The sequence below is a fragment of the Arthrobacter sp. QXT-31 genome, from assembly GCF_001969265.1.
Lineage (GTDB): Bacteria > Actinomycetota > Actinomycetes > Actinomycetales > Micrococcaceae > Arthrobacter.
Window position 1 is genome coordinate 2,055,653 of sequence record NZ_CP019304.1, and the last position, 14,423, is coordinate 2,070,075.

Annotated in this window: 16 protein-coding genes; 9 read left to right on the top strand and 7 right to left on the bottom strand. The window is 68.0% G+C overall.

Going from position 1 to position 14,423, the window contains the following annotated elements; genetic code table 11:
* Nucleotides 1-110: 110 nt before the first annotated feature.
* Entirely contained in the window at nt 111-1,106 is a 996-nt protein-coding gene (locus BWQ92_RS09310; protein ID WP_076799268.1) for a LacI family DNA-binding transcriptional regulator, read from the top strand.
* 37 nt (nt 1,107-1,143) lie between these two features.
* Here BWQ92_RS09310 and BWQ92_RS09315 read toward each other — a convergent pair whose 3' ends face one another.
* The 3 genes from BWQ92_RS09315 to BWQ92_RS09325 all read right to left on the bottom strand — a co-directional run bounded on the left by BWQ92_RS09315 (nt 1,144) and on the right by BWQ92_RS09325 (nt 3,675).
* A complete protein-coding gene (locus BWQ92_RS09315) occupies nt 1,144-1,491 on the bottom strand; it encodes a GNAT family N-acetyltransferase (RefSeq protein ID WP_076799269.1) in 348 nt (115 codons plus the stop codon).
* Between the two features lie 24 nt (nt 1,492-1,515).
* A complete protein-coding gene (locus BWQ92_RS09320) occupies nt 1,516-2,529 on the bottom strand; it encodes a pirin family protein (RefSeq protein ID WP_076799270.1) in 1,014 nt (337 codons plus the stop codon).
* Nucleotides 2,530-2,655: 126 nt separating this feature from the next.
* Complete coding sequence (locus BWQ92_RS09325; protein WP_076803622.1) at nt 2,656-3,675, bottom strand: ABC transporter substrate-binding protein; 1,020 nt, start codon at nt 3,673-3,675, stop codon at nt 2,656-2,658.
* Between the two features lie 175 nt (nt 3,676-3,850).
* Between BWQ92_RS09325 and BWQ92_RS09330 the strand changes: the two genes are divergently transcribed.
* Both BWQ92_RS09330 and BWQ92_RS09335 read left to right on the top strand, forming a co-directional pair.
* A complete protein-coding gene (locus BWQ92_RS09330) occupies nt 3,851-4,465 on the top strand; it encodes a DUF6919 domain-containing protein (RefSeq protein ID WP_076799271.1) in 615 nt (204 codons plus the stop codon).
* A gap of 180 nt (nt 4,466-4,645) precedes the next feature.
* The gene (locus tag BWQ92_RS09335) at nt 4,646-5,803 is read left to right on the top strand and encodes an ABC transporter substrate-binding protein (protein WP_076799272.1); all 1,158 of its coding nucleotides are present in this window, start codon (nt 4,646-4,648) and stop codon (nt 5,801-5,803) included.
* 77 nt (nt 5,804-5,880) lie between these two features.
* On the opposite strand, the gene BWQ92_RS09340 is transcribed toward BWQ92_RS09335, so the two are convergent.
* Together BWQ92_RS09340 and BWQ92_RS09345 are read right to left on the bottom strand one after the other, a co-directional pair.
* On the bottom strand, nt 5,881-6,348 hold the full coding sequence (locus tag BWQ92_RS09340; RefSeq protein ID WP_076799273.1) for a hypothetical protein: 468 nt from the start codon (nt 6,346-6,348) through the stop codon (nt 5,881-5,883).
* Nucleotides 6,349-6,524: 176 nt separating this feature from the next.
* The gene (locus BWQ92_RS09345) at nt 6,525-7,241 is read right to left on the bottom strand and encodes a GntR family transcriptional regulator (protein WP_076799274.1); all 717 of its coding nucleotides are present in this window, start codon (nt 7,239-7,241) and stop codon (nt 6,525-6,527) included.
* A 108-nt stretch (nt 7,242-7,349) separates the two neighbouring features.
* Between BWQ92_RS09345 and BWQ92_RS09350 the strand changes: the two genes are divergently transcribed.
* The 4 genes from BWQ92_RS09350 to nagA are packed head-to-tail and all read left to right on the top strand — an operon-like array spanning nt 7,350 to nt 12,022.
* Nucleotides 7,350-8,768, top strand: a complete 1,419-nt coding sequence (locus tag BWQ92_RS09350) for a sugar porter family MFS transporter (protein ID WP_076799275.1) — start codon at nt 7,350-7,352, stop codon at nt 8,766-8,768.
* The gene (locus BWQ92_RS09355; protein WP_157365125.1) at nt 8,768-9,751 is read left to right on the top strand and encodes an N-acetylglucosamine kinase; all 984 of its coding nucleotides are present in this window, start codon (nt 8,768-8,770) and stop codon (nt 9,749-9,751) included. The genes BWQ92_RS09350 and BWQ92_RS09355 overlap by 1 nt, the downstream gene beginning before the upstream one ends.
* Nucleotides 9,752-9,803: 52 nt before the next feature.
* Nucleotides 9,804-10,892 (top strand): SIS domain-containing protein, encoded by a 1,089-nt coding sequence (locus BWQ92_RS09360; RefSeq protein ID WP_236783157.1) that lies wholly within the window; start codon nt 9,804-9,806, stop codon nt 10,890-10,892.
* Entirely contained in the window at nt 10,889-12,022 is a 1,134-nt protein-coding gene (gene nagA / locus BWQ92_RS09365; RefSeq protein WP_076799276.1) for an N-acetylglucosamine-6-phosphate deacetylase, read from the top strand. The genes BWQ92_RS09360 and nagA overlap by 4 nt, the downstream gene beginning before the upstream one ends.
* 22 nt (nt 12,023-12,044) lie before the next feature.
* Here nagA and BWQ92_RS09370 read toward each other — a convergent pair whose 3' ends face one another.
* On the bottom strand, nt 12,045-12,368 hold the full coding sequence (locus BWQ92_RS09370) for a PepSY domain-containing protein (RefSeq protein ID WP_083706260.1): 324 nt from the start codon (nt 12,366-12,368) through the stop codon (nt 12,045-12,047).
* A 92-nt stretch (nt 12,369-12,460) separates the two neighbouring features.
* On the opposite strand from BWQ92_RS09370, the gene BWQ92_RS09375 reads away from it, so the two are divergent.
* Together BWQ92_RS09375 and BWQ92_RS09380 are read left to right on the top strand one after the other, a co-directional pair.
* Nucleotides 12,461-12,928 carry an NUDIX domain-containing protein gene (locus BWQ92_RS09375; RefSeq protein ID WP_076799277.1) on the top strand — a complete coding sequence of 156 codons (468 nt, stop codon included), beginning with the start codon at nt 12,461-12,463 and terminating at the stop codon, nt 12,926-12,928.
* 67 nt (nt 12,929-12,995) lie between these two features.
* Complete coding sequence (locus BWQ92_RS09380; RefSeq protein WP_076799278.1) at nt 12,996-13,307, top strand: putative quinol monooxygenase; 312 nt, start codon at nt 12,996-12,998, stop codon at nt 13,305-13,307.
* Nucleotides 13,308-13,368: 61 nt separating this feature from the next.
* On the opposite strand, the gene BWQ92_RS09385 is transcribed toward BWQ92_RS09380, so the two are convergent.
* Nucleotides 13,369-14,391, bottom strand: a complete 1,023-nt coding sequence (locus tag BWQ92_RS09385) for a LacI family DNA-binding transcriptional regulator (RefSeq protein WP_076799279.1) — start codon at nt 14,389-14,391, stop codon at nt 13,369-13,371.
* Nucleotides 14,392-14,423: the final 32 nt, after the last annotated feature.

Consider the following 14,423-nt stretch of genomic DNA (forward strand, 5'->3'; position numbering starts at 1 on the left):
CCACCGCCGGTGCCCCGCAGTAGGAAGGGGCCTCGGCGGTGCCGGTTTTGGATTGGCTAGTCTGAAACAGCAAACTAGAAAACTGCCCCAACAAATAAGGAGAACGCCCGATGGTCACCAGCCGCGACGTCGCAGAACTGGCGGGCGTTTCACAGGCCACCGTATCCCGGGTCATGTCCTCCCCCGCCAAGCTGTCCCCTGCAACGCGCGCCCGCGTCCAGGCCGCCATGGAAACGCTGGGCTACGTGCCGCACGCCGGAGCGCAGGCCATGAAAACCAGGCGGACCAACACCATCGGCGTTGTGGTCGCGGACCTGACCAACCCGTTTTACCCGGAGGTCCTCGACGAACTTAGCCGGGAGCTGGACACCGCAGGTTTCCGGGTTGTCATCTGGAATGCCGGGGGCGGCAGCCACCACGACGCCCTGAAGGCCATCCGGGAACACGCCGTCGACGGCGTCATCTTCACGACGGCGACCGAGGATTCCGTCGAACTGCAGGCAGCCATTGAGAAGAAGAGCCCGATCGTGCTCATCAACCGCGTGGTCGAGGGCCTGGACTGCGACCAGGTCACCAGCAGCAACACCGAAGGGGGCGCCGCGGTCGCCGACTACCTCCTGGACAACGGTAGGACCCGGGTGGCCTTCATCGGCGGCGCCGAAAACGCGAGCACGTCACGTGAGCGCGCCCGCGGTTTCCTGGACAGGATGGCGGAGCGGGGCCACGGCGTGCCGGAACACTTCCGCTTCCATGGCGGGTTCTCGCACGACGTCAGCGCGCAGACCATGAACCGGCTGCTTGCCCGCGCGGACCGGCCCCAGGCCGTCTTCTGCGCCAACGACCTGATGGCCTTTGGCGCGCTCGACGCCCTGCGGGCCAACCGGATCCCGGCGGAGGACTGCTGGGTCATCGGCTACGACGACGTCGACATGGCGGCGTGGGATTCGTTCAGCCTCACCACCGTGCGCCAGCCCAGCCGCGAAATGGCCCGCGCGGGTGCAAAGATGCTGCTCGAGCGCATCCATCTACCCGGCGAGCCGCCGCGCAGGGTGAATTTTCCCTGCGACCTGATCGTCCGGGGCAGCACCGGGCTCGCTGCAAAGTAGCCGAACGCAGTGTCCGCGTAAGCCGGACTGGCCGCCGCTACCGCTTGGCGTTCTCCAGGGCGGCCAGGTGCTCGGGCCGGACAGCGCTTGCGCGCTCCTGGTAGTCCGGGTGCTTCCGCAGCCAGAGCTTGACGTACGGGCAGACGGGCACGACGGCGATTCCGGCATCGAGCGTATCGTCCAGGGCGTCCTGTACCAGGCGCGCGGCAAGGCCCTGCCCGGCATGGTCCTCGCTGACCGTCGTATGGTAGAAAATGCGCTCCGGCCCCTGTACTCCGTCGTAGGGCAGGTAGTGCGCTTTGCCGATGACGGTGTCGCCGTCGAGAAGCTCGTAGCGGCGGCGCTCCGGGGCGCTCCGGACGGCCAGGGTTGATTGCTGTTCCAAAGGTCCTCCTGGGTTGATGGTCTGTCAGCCGCGGGGCCGAAGCCGGGCGTTGGGCAGAGCCGGGGCAGGCAGTGGCGCGGGTTGGCCCTCGGGAAAAGGCCCAAAGCGCGGGAAGGGCGCGCCGTCCGGGTACGTGTTGCCGGCGGGAGCGCCAGCAGGTTCGGCGCCGATCTCTGCCTGCCAGGCCGCACGGTAGGCCACCACTTCCTCGTGCGTGCGGCCCACAAAATTCCACCACATCACGATCTGTTCACCGAGCGGCTCTCCGCCAAGGATCAGCATGCGGGCCGGCGCCTGTCCGGCCTCCAGCGAAATCCTGGTCCGGCCTGGCTGCAGATAGTGCAGGTGGTCCACCGCCATGGCCGTCCCGTCGATGGAGGCTTCACCCGCATCGAGCAGGATTCCGTGTTCAAAGGACGGGTCCAGGTCCAGTTCGAGCCGCCCACCGGCAGGCAGGACCGCTTCGGCACCCAGCAACGGCGGGGTGTAAGTGGTCACGGGCGAGGAGGACCCGGCGAGTGAGCCGAGGAAAACACGCAACTCGCTGCCGTTTCCCCGCACGGGTTCCGGGGCGTAATGCTCGAACGTCGGGGCCATGTTCCTGGTTTCCTCGGGCAGGGCGTACCAAAGCTGGGCGCCGTGGAGGATGCGGGTGTCCGGGGTGGAGAACTCCTGGTGGGAGATCCCCCGTCCGGCAATCATGAGGTTGACTTCCCCGGGGCGGACGGTCGCCGCGTACCCCGCCGAGTCGCGGTGTGCCACGGTGCCGCTGAACAGCCAGCTCACCGTCGCCAGGCCCGTGTGCGGATGGCGTGGGACTTTCATGCCGCCCGACTCCGGGACGGGGTCCGGGCCGTAGTGGTCCAGGAAGCACCAGGCGCCGATGAGGCTGCGCTGCTTCTGGGGCAGCGTCCGGCGGACGGGCATGGCCCGCGGTCCGCCCAAGGGAACGCTCCGCGGAGCCAGGAATTCGATCGCTCCCGCATGGCCGCCCTCCGTGCAGACGATCTCCTCCGGGAAGGTTTCCAGGTTGCTCATGCCGCTCATCCTTTCAACAATGCGGCTTTCGGAGCAACGGACCTTCGGGGTTAAGGACCTCGGCTGCTCCACAACTGCCGTTTTCAGCCCGGAAAAGGGCAGTTGCGGAGCACTCGATGGAGGGAATTAGCTCTTGGGCAGGCCCGCCGGGTTCAGTTCCGACTTGGCGACGGCTTCCGATGACAGGCCCCAGCGGTCCAGGATCTTGCCGTAAGTGCCGTCCTCAATCAGGTGGTTCAGCCCGGCCTGGGCAGCAGCGGCAAAGCCGTTGCCCTTCTTGGTGGTGGCGGCGATGCTCGCCTTCAGCGGCCAGCCGCCGTCCACCAGGCCCACCAGCTTGGTCTTCTGGTCGGTCGCGGCCTTGTAGGCGGCCGTGGCGTTCGGCCCGAAGGTCAGGTCCGCGCGGCCGGACTGCAGTGCCAGGTTCGAGGCGGAGTCGTCGTCGTAGTACTGGAACTCAACCGGCTTCAGCCCCTTGGCCTTGTTCTCCTCGTCCCAGCGCAGCAGGATGGACTCCTGGTTGGTGCCCGAGCCAACGATGATGCGCTTTCCGGCGACGTCGGGCGCCGACTCGATTTTGGTAATGCCGCTGGAGCTCTTGGCGTAGAAACCCAGCTTGTCGTCGCGGTAGCTGGCGAAGTCGAATTTGAGCTTCCGTTCTTCCGTCACGGTGACATTGGAGAGAACAGCCTCGTACTTGCCCGATTCGACGCCGAGGGGCCAGTCGGCCCAGGCGGTCGGAACGATCTCGGCTTCCAGTCCCAGCGTCTGGGCCAGTGCGACGGCGATGTCCACTTCGTTGCCCACCGGCGTTTTGTTGTCGGTGGCGTATACCGCCAGCGGCGGGGCGAACGGGCTGACGGCCACGGTCAGCTTCCCGTCCTTCTTGATGGCTTCCGGAACCAGCGCCGCCGCCTTCTCGTCCACGCCGGCGGGGAACCGGTCCTGCTCGGGCGTCAGGTTAAAGGTCTTGGCTGCAGGTTCGCCTGACGATGTAGTGGTGTTTGTGGCGGCTGTCGCGTTCGCGGACGCGGCGGCCCCGGGATCGGAGCAGGCAGAGAGTGCCAGCAGTGTGGTGGCGGCGAGGGCCAGGCCTACCCCCGGCTTGAGTGCGCCCGTGCGGGATTTGAGAGACTGACGGACCATGGTTGCCCCCTGGAAGTAGTGGATGCGAAGGTTGTGGCAGCAACTATCCGGCAGCAAAAAAGCGGCGGTCAAAGCGCCGGAAACCGGAAGATACACGGCGTAACCGCGATTAACACGGTGTTCGAAGGCGTCATTCAGCCTGCCGTTCATCCCGGAAACGGGCCTAGCATCGAGTATGAGCGATCAATTCACCACCGAACGTGACAGCTACGGCCGGCTCCTTGCGGACCGCGAAGTCTGGCGGCAGGCGGCCACCCTCCCCGCCGCCGGTGAACTCACCGCGCGGTGGCTCGAAGGCATCAGCGAATACCAGCCCGGAACCCTCGCCCCGCGCTTCGATGACGAGACCCTGCCCATTGCCGGCCAGCTGGCCGAGCTCAACCGCAACGGACTCTTCACGAAGGAATCCCAGCCGGGCCTCGGCCCGGACGCCGGCCACGCCCAGCGCGAATACGTCACGGGATTCTGCTCCGCGGCGTCGGCCGCCCGCCTGCTGCGGCTGTCGGCAGAGACGGAACTCATCGCCATCGCCCACGCCCCCGGCGAGGTCAGCCAGGCCTCCGTTCCGGTCACACAGCACGACGGCGAAGTGGTCACCGTTCTGGGAAGCAGCGAAATTCCGGTCGAATCCGAGCAGATCCAGGACTGGGCGGGCGAAACGAACGAAGCCCTGGCCCTCCTGCTGGCAGACTCCTGGTACGTCGAACTGCTCGATCCGGTGTGGGGCCGGAAACAGCACCTCCTGCCCGCCGTGCTGGAAACGCTGAAGTCCGCACCGGACGGCTTTTAGGCCGCCATTTTTGACGTTCCGCGACTCCCGGTGAAGCAGTAAGACCCGGGTGATGACTGATTGCGACGCCGGGTGAACGCCTGCGTCGGCGGCCATTGTGGCCCCCGGAGAGGCCTCCGTAGTCTCAGTCCAACGCTCAGCGCCATCCCCCTCCGCTCCATCATCCAAAGGAAAAACACCATGTCTTCTGCAGACCAGAACCCGGGCTCCACCCGGATCTCCGCGGGCCAGCCCAGCAGCCGCAAACGCCCCAGCGGGCTCAAGATCGGCATCGCCGCCGGCATCCTGGCCGTCCTGGGAGCAGGTGCCGCCGTCGCCACCACGGCCGCCAACAGCTCTGCTCCGAACACTGCCACTGCAGCCGCCAGCCCCGCCGCCGAGCTGAAGCTCGGCTACTTCGGGAACATCACCCACGCCACCGCTCTGGTCGGAGTCCAGAAGGGCTTCATCGCGAAGGAACTGGGCGAGACCAGGCTGAGCACGCAGGTGTTCAATGCCGGCCCGGCCGCGATCGAGGCCCTGAACGCCGGCGCGATCGACGCCACCTACATCGGCCCGAACCCGGCGATCAACTCGTTCGTCAAGAGCAAGGGCGAATCCGTCAGCATCATCGCCGGCGCCGCCTCCGGCGGGGCGCAGCTGGTGGTCAAGCCGGAGATCAAGACGGCGGCGGACCTGAAAGGCAAGACCCTGGCCTCCCCGCAGCTGGGCGGCACCCAGGACGTGGCGCTGCGCGCCTGGCTGGGAAAGCAGGGCTACAAAACCAACCCCGACGGCGGCGGGGACGTTGCCATCAACCCCACCGAAAACGCCCAGACCCTGAAGCTGTTCCAAAACGGCAAGCTCGACGGCGCGTGGCTGCCCGAGCCTTGGGCCTCCCGCCTGGTGCTCCAGGCCGGGGCGAAGGTCCTGGTGGACGAGAAGGACCTGTGGGACGGGTCGCTGACCGGCAAGCCGGGCGAGTTCCCCACCACGATCCTGATCGTGAACAGGAAGTTCGCCGCGGAGCACCCGCAGACCGTGGAGGCGCTGCTCAAGGGCCATGTCGAGGCCGTGAAGTGGCTCAACGACACCCCGTCCGCAGAGAAGGCCACGGAAGTGAACGCCGCCCTGAAGGAAGTGGCCGGCAAGGCACTGTCACAGGACGTCATCGACCGTTCGCTCGAAAACATCGTGTTCTCGGTGGACCCGCTGGCCGGTGCCTTCAAGAAGCTGCTGCAGGACGGCGTCGATGCCGGCACCACCAAGCAAGCCGACATCAATGGCATCTTCGACCTTTCCACACTGAATGCCGTCACCGGCGAAAAGACCTCTGCTGCCGGACTTGGCAAGGAGTAAAGCGGGCAAGGAGTAATCGGTAAGACACGCACAAAAGGATCCGGCGGGAACGTTTCCCGCCGGATCCTCTTGTCTTGCTACTGTGCGGCGGCCGAGTATGTCGGAATTGAATACTCTGCCGAGTACTCAGGTATGGAGACCGGGTCGTCCTCGCTTTTCAAAAAGTAGTGAAAGACCCTTCCGTCCGGACTCTCCTGGCTTCCGACATATTCGGCCGCCGCCCACCCGCCGCTGGCCACGGCTCCGGCCCAGGCGTGGGCCTCCTCCCAGTGGACCGCCGAGGCGATCTGGCCGGGCTGCATGCTCATGGACACGGCTACCCGCACCGAAGGTTGTCCGCTGGAGGAACGGGGGCTGGTGAAGCCGATAATGTCCACCGATACTCCAGGGGAAGCCAGGCACGGCCGGCGGGCCATGGTGGTGGCCGCCGCATCCAGGCCTCCGGCCCCGATGTCCTGCCGCGCCAGCGCCTGCATTTGGCCGCTGAAGGCGTTGAGTTCCGCGCTGCACTGCGTCCGGATTCTGTGAACCAAAGCTGTGATCATGTCCCCCTCGATTCAGGGAGGGCGTGACGCCGCCCCGTCGTGATTATTGACTTACACAACCACCCGGTAACTTGCTTCACAATGGCCGGCGACACCCGCCGTCGTGCAAGGCAACAGTGCTTCATCTTCCGCATTTGGGCGTAACAAAGCGCATGCCCCGCCGAAGAAACGCCTGCTCAGACGTGCATGCGCGCGACGAAGCGGAACCGATCCCCCCTGAAGACCGACTCGGTCCACTCCACGGGCCGTCCCTCAGGCGTGAAGCCGAGCCGGTGCACCAGCAGCATGGGGGCGCCCATCTCGACGTCGAGGAGCTGCACCTCGGCCGGGCCGGCCAGCTTGGTCTCCACGGTGTCCTCCACCTCGGCGATCCGGATGCCGTAGTCCTCACGCAGGGCCGTGTACAAGGAGCCGCGCTCCGCGACGGTCCGTTCGAGGTCCGGCAGCGGGCCGGCAAGGAAAGCGATCTCATGCGCGAGCGGCTCGCCGTCCACCAGCCTGATCCGTTCCACCCGGTGGATATCCGCCCCCGGTTCCACCGCCAGGCGCCGTGCCGTGGCCGGGTCCGCCGGAAGCACGCTCACGTCCACGATCCTCGCCGCAGCCGTGAGCCCCTGGCTCGCGGCATCGTCCGAAAAGGACGTCAGCTGGCGGACGTGCGTCACCTTCGGCGGCGCCACATACGTCCCTCGCCCCTGCGTCCGGTCCAGGCGGCCCTCGGCCACCAGCTCGCCGATGGCCTGCCGCACGGTGGTGCGGGACGTCCCGTACTGCCCGGCGAGCGCACGCTCGGTGGGGATCAAAGTTCCGGGCGCCGCGTCCTCGATGAGGGCGAGGATCTGCTCCTTGAGTACGTAGTACTTGGGGAGGGCAGCCGCGGCAGAGGTATCCATGAATCCGATGGTATCTATTGACACGAAAATTGGTCTAGGCCAAAATAATGGAAATTGGTTTACACCAATTCCGCGGACCCCATCCCCCACACTTCCAAGGACCCAAAGATGTCGTTCCTGCAAGACCTGCGCCAGACGCCCCGCCTCGGCCTTTTGGTCGGCGGCACCGCCGCCACCATCGGCATAATCTACGGCTACGATCTGTCCAATATCGCCGGCGCCCTGCTGTTCATCACCAAGGAGTTCCAGCTCTCCACCAGCCAACAGGAGCTGGTGACCACCGCCGTCGTCGTCGGTGAAGTCCTAGGCGCCATGCTCGGCGGCTGGCTCGCCAACAAGGTGGGCCGCAAGGCCTGCATGGTGGGCGTGGCCGCAGCCTACGCAGCCTTCGCGGTGCTCAGCGCCGCCGCCGCCGACGTTCCCATGCTGCTCGTGGCCCGGCTCCTCCTGGGCCTGACCATCGGCATTTCCGTGGTGGTGGTACCCGTCTTCGTGGCCGAGTCTGCGCCGCCCAAGGTGCGAGGCGCCCTGCTCGTGGCGTACCAGGTGGCCACCGTCATCGGCATCATCATCGGCTATCTGGCCGCCTACGTCCTGTCCGCCAGCGAGAACTGGCGGCTGATGCTGGGCCTTGCCGCGGTTCCGGCCATCGCGGTCCTCGCCGTCACCCTCCGCCTCCCGGACACCGCCCGCTGGTACATGATGCGCGGCCGCACCGAAGAGGCCCGCCGCACCCTCAGCTCGATCGAGCCGAATGCCGACGTCGACGCCGAACTCGCAGACATGCGCCGCGCCATCAGCGAAGAGCGCGGCGGGGGCCTCCGCGAGATGCTCCGCTCCCCCTACCTGAAGGCCACCGTGTTCGTCGTCGGGCTTGGCTTCTTCATCCAGATCACCGGCATCAACGCCGTGGTCTACTACAGCCCCCGGATCTTCGAGGCCATGGGCTTCACCGGCAACGCCGCCCTCCTGCTGCTGCCCGCACTCGTCCAGGCGGCCTCCCTGGTGGCCGTGTTCGTATCGCTGTCCCTGGTTGACCGGGTGGGCCGGCGCCCCATCCTGCTCGGCGGCATCGGCATGATGATCGTGGCCAACGCCATCCTGGTGGGCGTCTTCATGGCCGGACGCGACTTCGGCGGAGCCCTGACCATAGTGGGCTTCCTCGGGGTCCTGCTGTTTACCGTCGGCTTCACCTTCGGGTTCGGCGCCCTCGTGTGGGTCTACGCCGGCGAGTCCTTCCCTGCCCGGCTGCGTTCCCTGGGCGCCAGCGCCATGCTGACCTCGGACCTGGTGGCCAACGTGATCGTCGCGGCCTTCTTCCTGACCATGCTGCAGCGGCTCGGCGGTGCCGGCACCTTCGCGGTGTTCGGGGCGCTGGCCATCGCCGGGTTCGTCTTCGTCCACCGCCTGGCCCCCGAGACCAAGGGCCGGAACCTCGAGGAAATCCGCCACTACTGGGAAAACGGCGCCCGCTGGCCGGAAGCCACCGGCAGCAGCTCAGGCAGCAGCACCCCGGCGGCCAAGTGATGCGGCACGACCGTCTCCTTGGCCTGGATATCGGCGGCTCCAAGACCCACACCATTTTGGCGGACGCTGGAACGGACGACGGCGGGCCATCAGTTTCCCGCTACCTCGCCGAATGCTCGGTGGGCAGCGCCAACATCGCCTCCGTCGGGGAACGCGAGGCCGCCGCGGCACTGGATGACCTGGCAGCCCGGCTTGGCATCGCCGATCCTGCCGGGCACGGCATCCACACTGTGTTTGCCGGCGCAGCGGGAGCGGACACGCCGGCGGCCCGCGAACGGCTCACCGGCCTGCTCTCCCGCCGGTTCCCCGGAGCCCGGATCCACGTGGACCACGACACCCGCATCATCCTCGCGGCCGGCGGCCTCACGGCAGGGACCGTCCTCATCTCCGGCACCGGCTCCGCCGCCTGGGCCACGTCGCACGACGGCAGGGAAACCCGGGCCGGCGGCTGGGGTTACCTGCTGGGCGACGAAGGCAGCGGCTATGCCGTCGCCCGCAGCGCGGTCCGCAACGCCCTCCAGGAATCGGACCACGGCCTCCCGGCCGGACCCCTGACCGCCCGGCTGCTGGCACAAACCGGAGCTGCGGAACCCACGGACCTGCTGGACCTGTTCTACCGCAGGCCGGAACGCCGGTACTGGGCAGGGCTGGCCGGAACCGTGTTCGCACTGGCCGCCTCGGACGCTGCGGGCGCAGCCATCGCCGAGGACGCCGCACGGCACCTCGCCGGACTGGCCCTGACGGTGAACCGCAGGCTTGGCGTCCTGGCGAAAGGCGTCCCTGCGAAAGGCATGCCGGTCCTGCTGGCCGGCGGCATGCTGGTGAACCAGCCGGCACTGGCCGCCAAGGTGCGTGAACTGCTGGCAGTCAGCGGCCTCACCGACGTCCGCGTGCTGGACCGCGCCCCGGCCTGGGGCGCCGTGGAGCTGGCCCGCCATCTCGCCGTAACACCACTGCAGCCACCGGTACAGGCCCCCGCCTGATCCCTATCCCTGCCCCATCACCCCATGCCCCTCTGATCCCCCAAGGAGACCCATGACCGCCCCGCACACCGCCATTGACACCATCACCGCCACACCCCCGCACATCACCCCCGTCCCCGGCGCCCTGATGGCCGCCGAAATCCTGGAACAGCCGGACGCGCTGGCCCGGCTGCTTGAGCACGGCCGTCCCGACATCGCCCGCCTGGCCGGGGTCCTTCGGGAAGCGGATATCCGGTACGTCCTCCTGGCCGCCCGCGGCACCAGCGACCACGCCGCCCTGTACGCGAAGTACCTCATCGAAACGGTGCTGGGGCTGCCCGCCGGGCTGGCGTCGCCGTCGAGCCTTACCGTGTACGGCGCTAAGCCGAAGATGGACGGGGTACTGTGGCTGGCGGTGAGCCAGTCCGGCGGTTCCCCGGACCTGGTGGACTCCACCGCCGCAGCCGCCCGCGCCGGCGCCCTCACCGTGGCCGTCACGAACGCGCCCTCCTCGCCGCTGGCGACCGCCGCCCGGCACCACCTGGACATTCTGGCCGGGCCGGAACGCGCCGTGGCCGCCACCAAGAGCTACACGTCCCAGCTGCTGGCGCTGTGGCTGCTCCTCGACGCGTGGGCCGGGGGGAACGGCGCGGAAGCGGCGGACCTGCCGCGTCTCGCCGCCGATGTCCTGGCCCGGCCGGAGATACTGGAGGTGGCAGGCCGCTACCGCTTCGTGAACCACATCATCACCACCGGGCGCGGCTTCTCCTACCCCACCGCACGGGAGGCGGCACTGAAACTGATGGAAACGTCCTACCTGGCGGCGCACGCCTTCTCCGGCGCGGACCTGCTGCACGGGCCGTTCGCAATGATCGACGCCGACCGGCCCGTCATCGCCGTCGCCTCGCCGGGCGCCGGCGGCCGGGCCCTGCACCCGGTGCTGGACCGCCTGGCCGAACGCGGCGCCGACGTCTGCCTGGTGGGCGACGCCGGCGCGGCCCGGCCCGGAAACCACGTGGTGCCGCTGCCGGCTGTCCACGAGCAGCTCTCGCCGGTCCTGGAGATCATGCCCCTGCAGCGGCTGGCGCACACGATGGCGGCGGCGCGCCACCGGGACCCTGATGCTCCCCGCGGCCTGCACAAGATCACGGAAACCTGGTGAGTCCGACGCTGATTTCTGCTTCCCGGGTCATCCTGCCGGACACCGTGCTGGAGCCCGGCTGGGTGGAAACCGACGGCGGCCGGATCACCGCCGTCGGCCCCGGGCTGCCCGCCCGCGAACCTGACGCGGACTTTCCGGACGCCACCCTCGCGCCCGGCTTTGTGGACGCCCACATCCACGGCGGCGGCGGTTTCAGCTTCAACGACGCTGATCCCGCTGCCGCAGCGGTCCGGATCGCCGCGGTGCACCGCTCGCACGGCACCACCACGCTGATGGCAAGCCTGGTCACCGCGCATCTGCCGGAGCTTGAGAAGGCGGTAGCCGCGCTGGCGTCCCTCGTGGAGCAGGGCGTCCTGGCCGGGATCCATCTGGAGGGGCCGTGGCTCAGTCCCGACCACCGGGGCGCCCACGCGGACGAGCTTCTGCTCGCACCGGAACCGGCCGCCGTCGACCGGCTGATGCTGGCCGGGCGGGGCACCGTCCGGATGGTGACCATCGCGCCTGAACTGGAAGGCGGTCTGGCCGCCGTTCGGCAGGTCACGGGCTACGGCGCTGTCGCGGCCATCGGCCACACGGGTGCCGGCTACGACCTGGCCCGGCAGGCAATCGCGGCGGGAGCCACTGCCGGAACGCACGTGTTCAACGCGATGCGGCCGCTGCACCACCGCGAGCCGGGTCCGGCCCTGGCGCTGTTGGAGGACCCCGCCGTGTTTGCCGAGGTGATCGCCGACGGCGTCCACCTCCACCCGTCGCTGGTCCGCTTCATCGCCGCCAGCCCGGCGCGGGCGGTCTTTGTCACCGACGCCATGGCGGCGGCCTGCGCGCAGGAGGGCCACTACCGGCTCGGCGGGCTGGACGTGCAGGTATCCGGCGGCGAGGCCCGCCTGGTCAGCGACGGCACCATCGCCGGCAGCGTCCTCACGCTGGATGCCGCGGTGCGGCACGCTGTCCGGGAGGCAGGCATTCCGCTGGCCGACGCGGTCCGCGCCGCAAGCCAGAACCCCGCGGACATGCTGGGGCTGTCCGACGTCGGCCGGCTGGAAACCGGACGGAAGGCGGACCTGGTGGTGCTCACCGGCGGCCTTGAAGTGGCCGCCGTCATGAAGTCAGGCGAATGGCTCGGGGGGTGAACCCCTCGGCCAGGAACTGCTCTCAGTCGCTGTCGTCCGGGCTCTGGCTCAGCACCTGGAAGTCCGGACTGATATTCACTTCGACTTCGGACCCGTCGCTCTTGCGGATCTCCACTTCGTAGGAGGAGCCGGGATCGTCGCCCCGCTCCACTTCGGTCACCTGTCCGGAACCGACCTTCGCCATCGCGGCGTCGACTGCCTTGTCGCGGTCGGTCTGGCTCAGCGGCTGCTGAGTGCCGCCGTTGCCTGTTGTGTCGTCGTCGAACGGGTTGATGGACGACGAGGCGCCTCCCAGGGCCGCCGCAGCGACGGCCGAGCCGATAATCCATGCTGTTCTCTTGCGCACGGCAGACTCCTTTCACATCGTTTTTCCAGTGTCCCCCCGCGGCCAAAGCGGGACAAGGTGCCCGGGAGTAGCCTTAGGGGCAGGAGGGCAACATGACGGTCAGGAGCGCAGGCCTTCTGCTGTACCGGCGGAACGGCAAAGCGGAATTGGAAGTGTGGATCGCCCACATGGGCGGGCCCTTCTGGGAGCGCAAGGATGAGCGTGCCTGGTCGATTCCCAAGGGCGAGTATCTCGAAGAAGAGGACCCGCTGGCAGCCGCACAGCGAGAGTTCGCCGAGGAAATGGGAGTCCCTGCACCCTCGGCCGACTACGTGCCGCTCGGAACCTTCCGGCAGCCCTCGGGCAAGCTCATCACTGCGTTCGCGGCCGAGTCCGCTTTCAAACCGGAGAAGATCCTGAGCAACACCTTTCCCCTGGAGTGGCCGAAAGGGTCCGGAAGCGTCCAGCATTTCCCCGAGATCGACCGTGCCGAGTGGATCAGTGAATCCGAGGCCCGGATCAAGCTGGTGAAGGGCCAGCTGCAGATCCTCGACGCGCTGCTCGAGCACCTCGCGGAATGATGCCCCGCGCCTTATAGACTCCTGAAGTGCCGTCACTGGGAATGGCCGAGGAAGGAAAAGTACAAGCATGACCGTAGTTGTCACCGCCATATTCACACCCAAGGAAGGCGCCTTCGACGACGTCGTGGCTGCTCTGTTGCCAGCCATCGCGGAGGTGCACGAGGAGCCCGGCTGCATCCTGTACGCCATCCACGAGGCCCCGAACGGCCAGATCGTCATGATCGAAAAGTGGGAAAGCACCGAGCTCCTCGACGCCCACGGCGCCGGCGACGCCGTCAAGCGGCTGAATGCCTCACTGGAGGGACTCCTGAAGGAGCCGGTGGAAGTGACCCGGCTGACCGCGATCCCGGCGGGCACCAGCGCGCAGGGCGCGCTCTAGCTTGTAGCACAACGACGACGGCGCCCCTCGCCTTTGTGGGCGGGGGCGCCGTTTGCGCGGTTCAGGCCGGGGACGCCGTCGAGCCTCTGACCACCAGCTCCGGATCCACCAGTTTCGTCTGGACCTCAGCGTCCGGATCCTTCATCCGTTCCAGCAGGGCCTGTGCGGCCCCGGCACCCACCTCGGCATTCCGGCCGTCGATGGTGGTCAGGCGGAGCAGATTCGCTGACGCGAGGGGCGAATTGTCGTAGCCGATCAAGGAAAGGTCCTCCGGGATGCGCCGGCCACGGTCGCGCGCCGCGGCCGCAACCCCCATCGCCATCACATCGTTGGCAGCAAAAATCGCGGTGAGTGCCGGGTTCTGGTCCAGCAGCTTCAGCCCGCCCTCGTAGCCGTCGGGCTCCATCGTCTGCCCGTGGCCCTGCACCGTGTACGGCCGCAGCCCCCGTTCGCGCATCGCAGCCTCAAACCCCTGGGCCCGCAGCCGCGCGGCGCCGCCCCCGCCGGTCACATGCCCGATGTCCGTGTGCCCCAAGCCGATCAGATGCGCGGCTGCCAGGCGGCCGCCGGCCTCATCGTCGTTGGCAACGATGTCCGCCCCCGGAATTGCGACGTCGCGGTTGCCCGCCACCACAGCAGGAACATCGACGGCGGCGAACATCTCTTCGGTGGGTTCGGTCGCGATCACAATCCCGTCCACCCGCAGTGACATCAGGCCGTCCACCGGCGTCCGGTCCAGATGGGCGTTGAAGGACGGGTCGGCCACAGCCACCCGGAACCCGAGCGGCGCGAGCTCGTCGTGCAGGCCGCCCAGCAGACCGACGAACCACGGGTTCCGGTAGTCATCCAGAACGACGCCGATGGTCCGGGACCGGTTGCCGGCCAGGGTCGCTGCCGCCCGACTGGGGCGGTAGTTCAGCTGTTTGATCGCCTCCTCGACGGCGGCCCGGCGCGCGGCGGAAACTCCAGGGGCGCCGCGCAGAACCAACGAGACCAGGGATTTTGACACCCCGGCCGCGGAGGCAACGTCATAGATATTCGGGCGTTTGCCGGTCTCCTGGGTCACCCTGCCATTGTCGCCCATGCACTGCTCTTTGGAGTATTGACAGGACAAAG

Excerpts from the sequence above, each read along its gene's own strand:
- BWQ92_RS09310 (WP_076799268.1), top strand. The coding sequence starts at position 111 with ATGGTCACCAGCCGCGACGTCGCAGAACTGGCGGGCGTTTCACAGGCC.
- BWQ92_RS09320 (WP_076799270.1), bottom strand. The coding sequence starts at position 2,529 with ATGAGCAACCTGGAAACCTTCCCGGAGGAGATCGTCTGCACGGAGGGC.
- BWQ92_RS09325 (WP_076803622.1), bottom strand. The coding sequence starts at position 3,675 with ATGGTCCGTCAGTCTCTCAAATCCCGCACGGGCGCACTCAAGCCGGGG.
- BWQ92_RS09330 (WP_076799271.1), top strand. The coding sequence starts at position 3,851 with ATGAGCGATCAATTCACCACCGAACGTGACAGCTACGGCCGGCTCCTT.
- BWQ92_RS09335 (WP_076799272.1), top strand. The coding sequence starts at position 4,646 with ATGTCTTCTGCAGACCAGAACCCGGGCTCCACCCGGATCTCCGCGGGC.
- BWQ92_RS09340 (WP_076799273.1), bottom strand. The coding sequence starts at position 6,348 with ATGATCACAGCTTTGGTTCACAGAATCCGGACGCAGTGCAGCGCGGAA.
- BWQ92_RS09345 (WP_076799274.1), bottom strand. The coding sequence starts at position 7,241 with ATGGATACCTCTGCCGCGGCTGCCCTCCCCAAGTACTACGTACTCAAG.
- BWQ92_RS09350 (WP_076799275.1), top strand. The coding sequence starts at position 7,350 with ATGTCGTTCCTGCAAGACCTGCGCCAGACGCCCCGCCTCGGCCTTTTG.
- BWQ92_RS09355 (WP_157365125.1), top strand. The coding sequence starts at position 8,768 with ATGCGGCACGACCGTCTCCTTGGCCTGGATATCGGCGGCTCCAAGACC.
- BWQ92_RS09360 (WP_236783157.1), top strand. The coding sequence starts at position 9,804 with ATGACCGCCCCGCACACCGCCATTGACACCATCACCGCCACACCCCCG.
- BWQ92_RS09375 (WP_076799277.1), top strand. The coding sequence starts at position 12,461 with ATGACGGTCAGGAGCGCAGGCCTTCTGCTGTACCGGCGGAACGGCAAA.
- BWQ92_RS09380 (WP_076799278.1), top strand. The coding sequence starts at position 12,996 with ATGACCGTAGTTGTCACCGCCATATTCACACCCAAGGAAGGCGCCTTC.
- BWQ92_RS09385 (WP_076799279.1), bottom strand. The coding sequence starts at position 14,391 with ATGGGCGACAATGGCAGGGTGACCCAGGAGACCGGCAAACGCCCGAAT.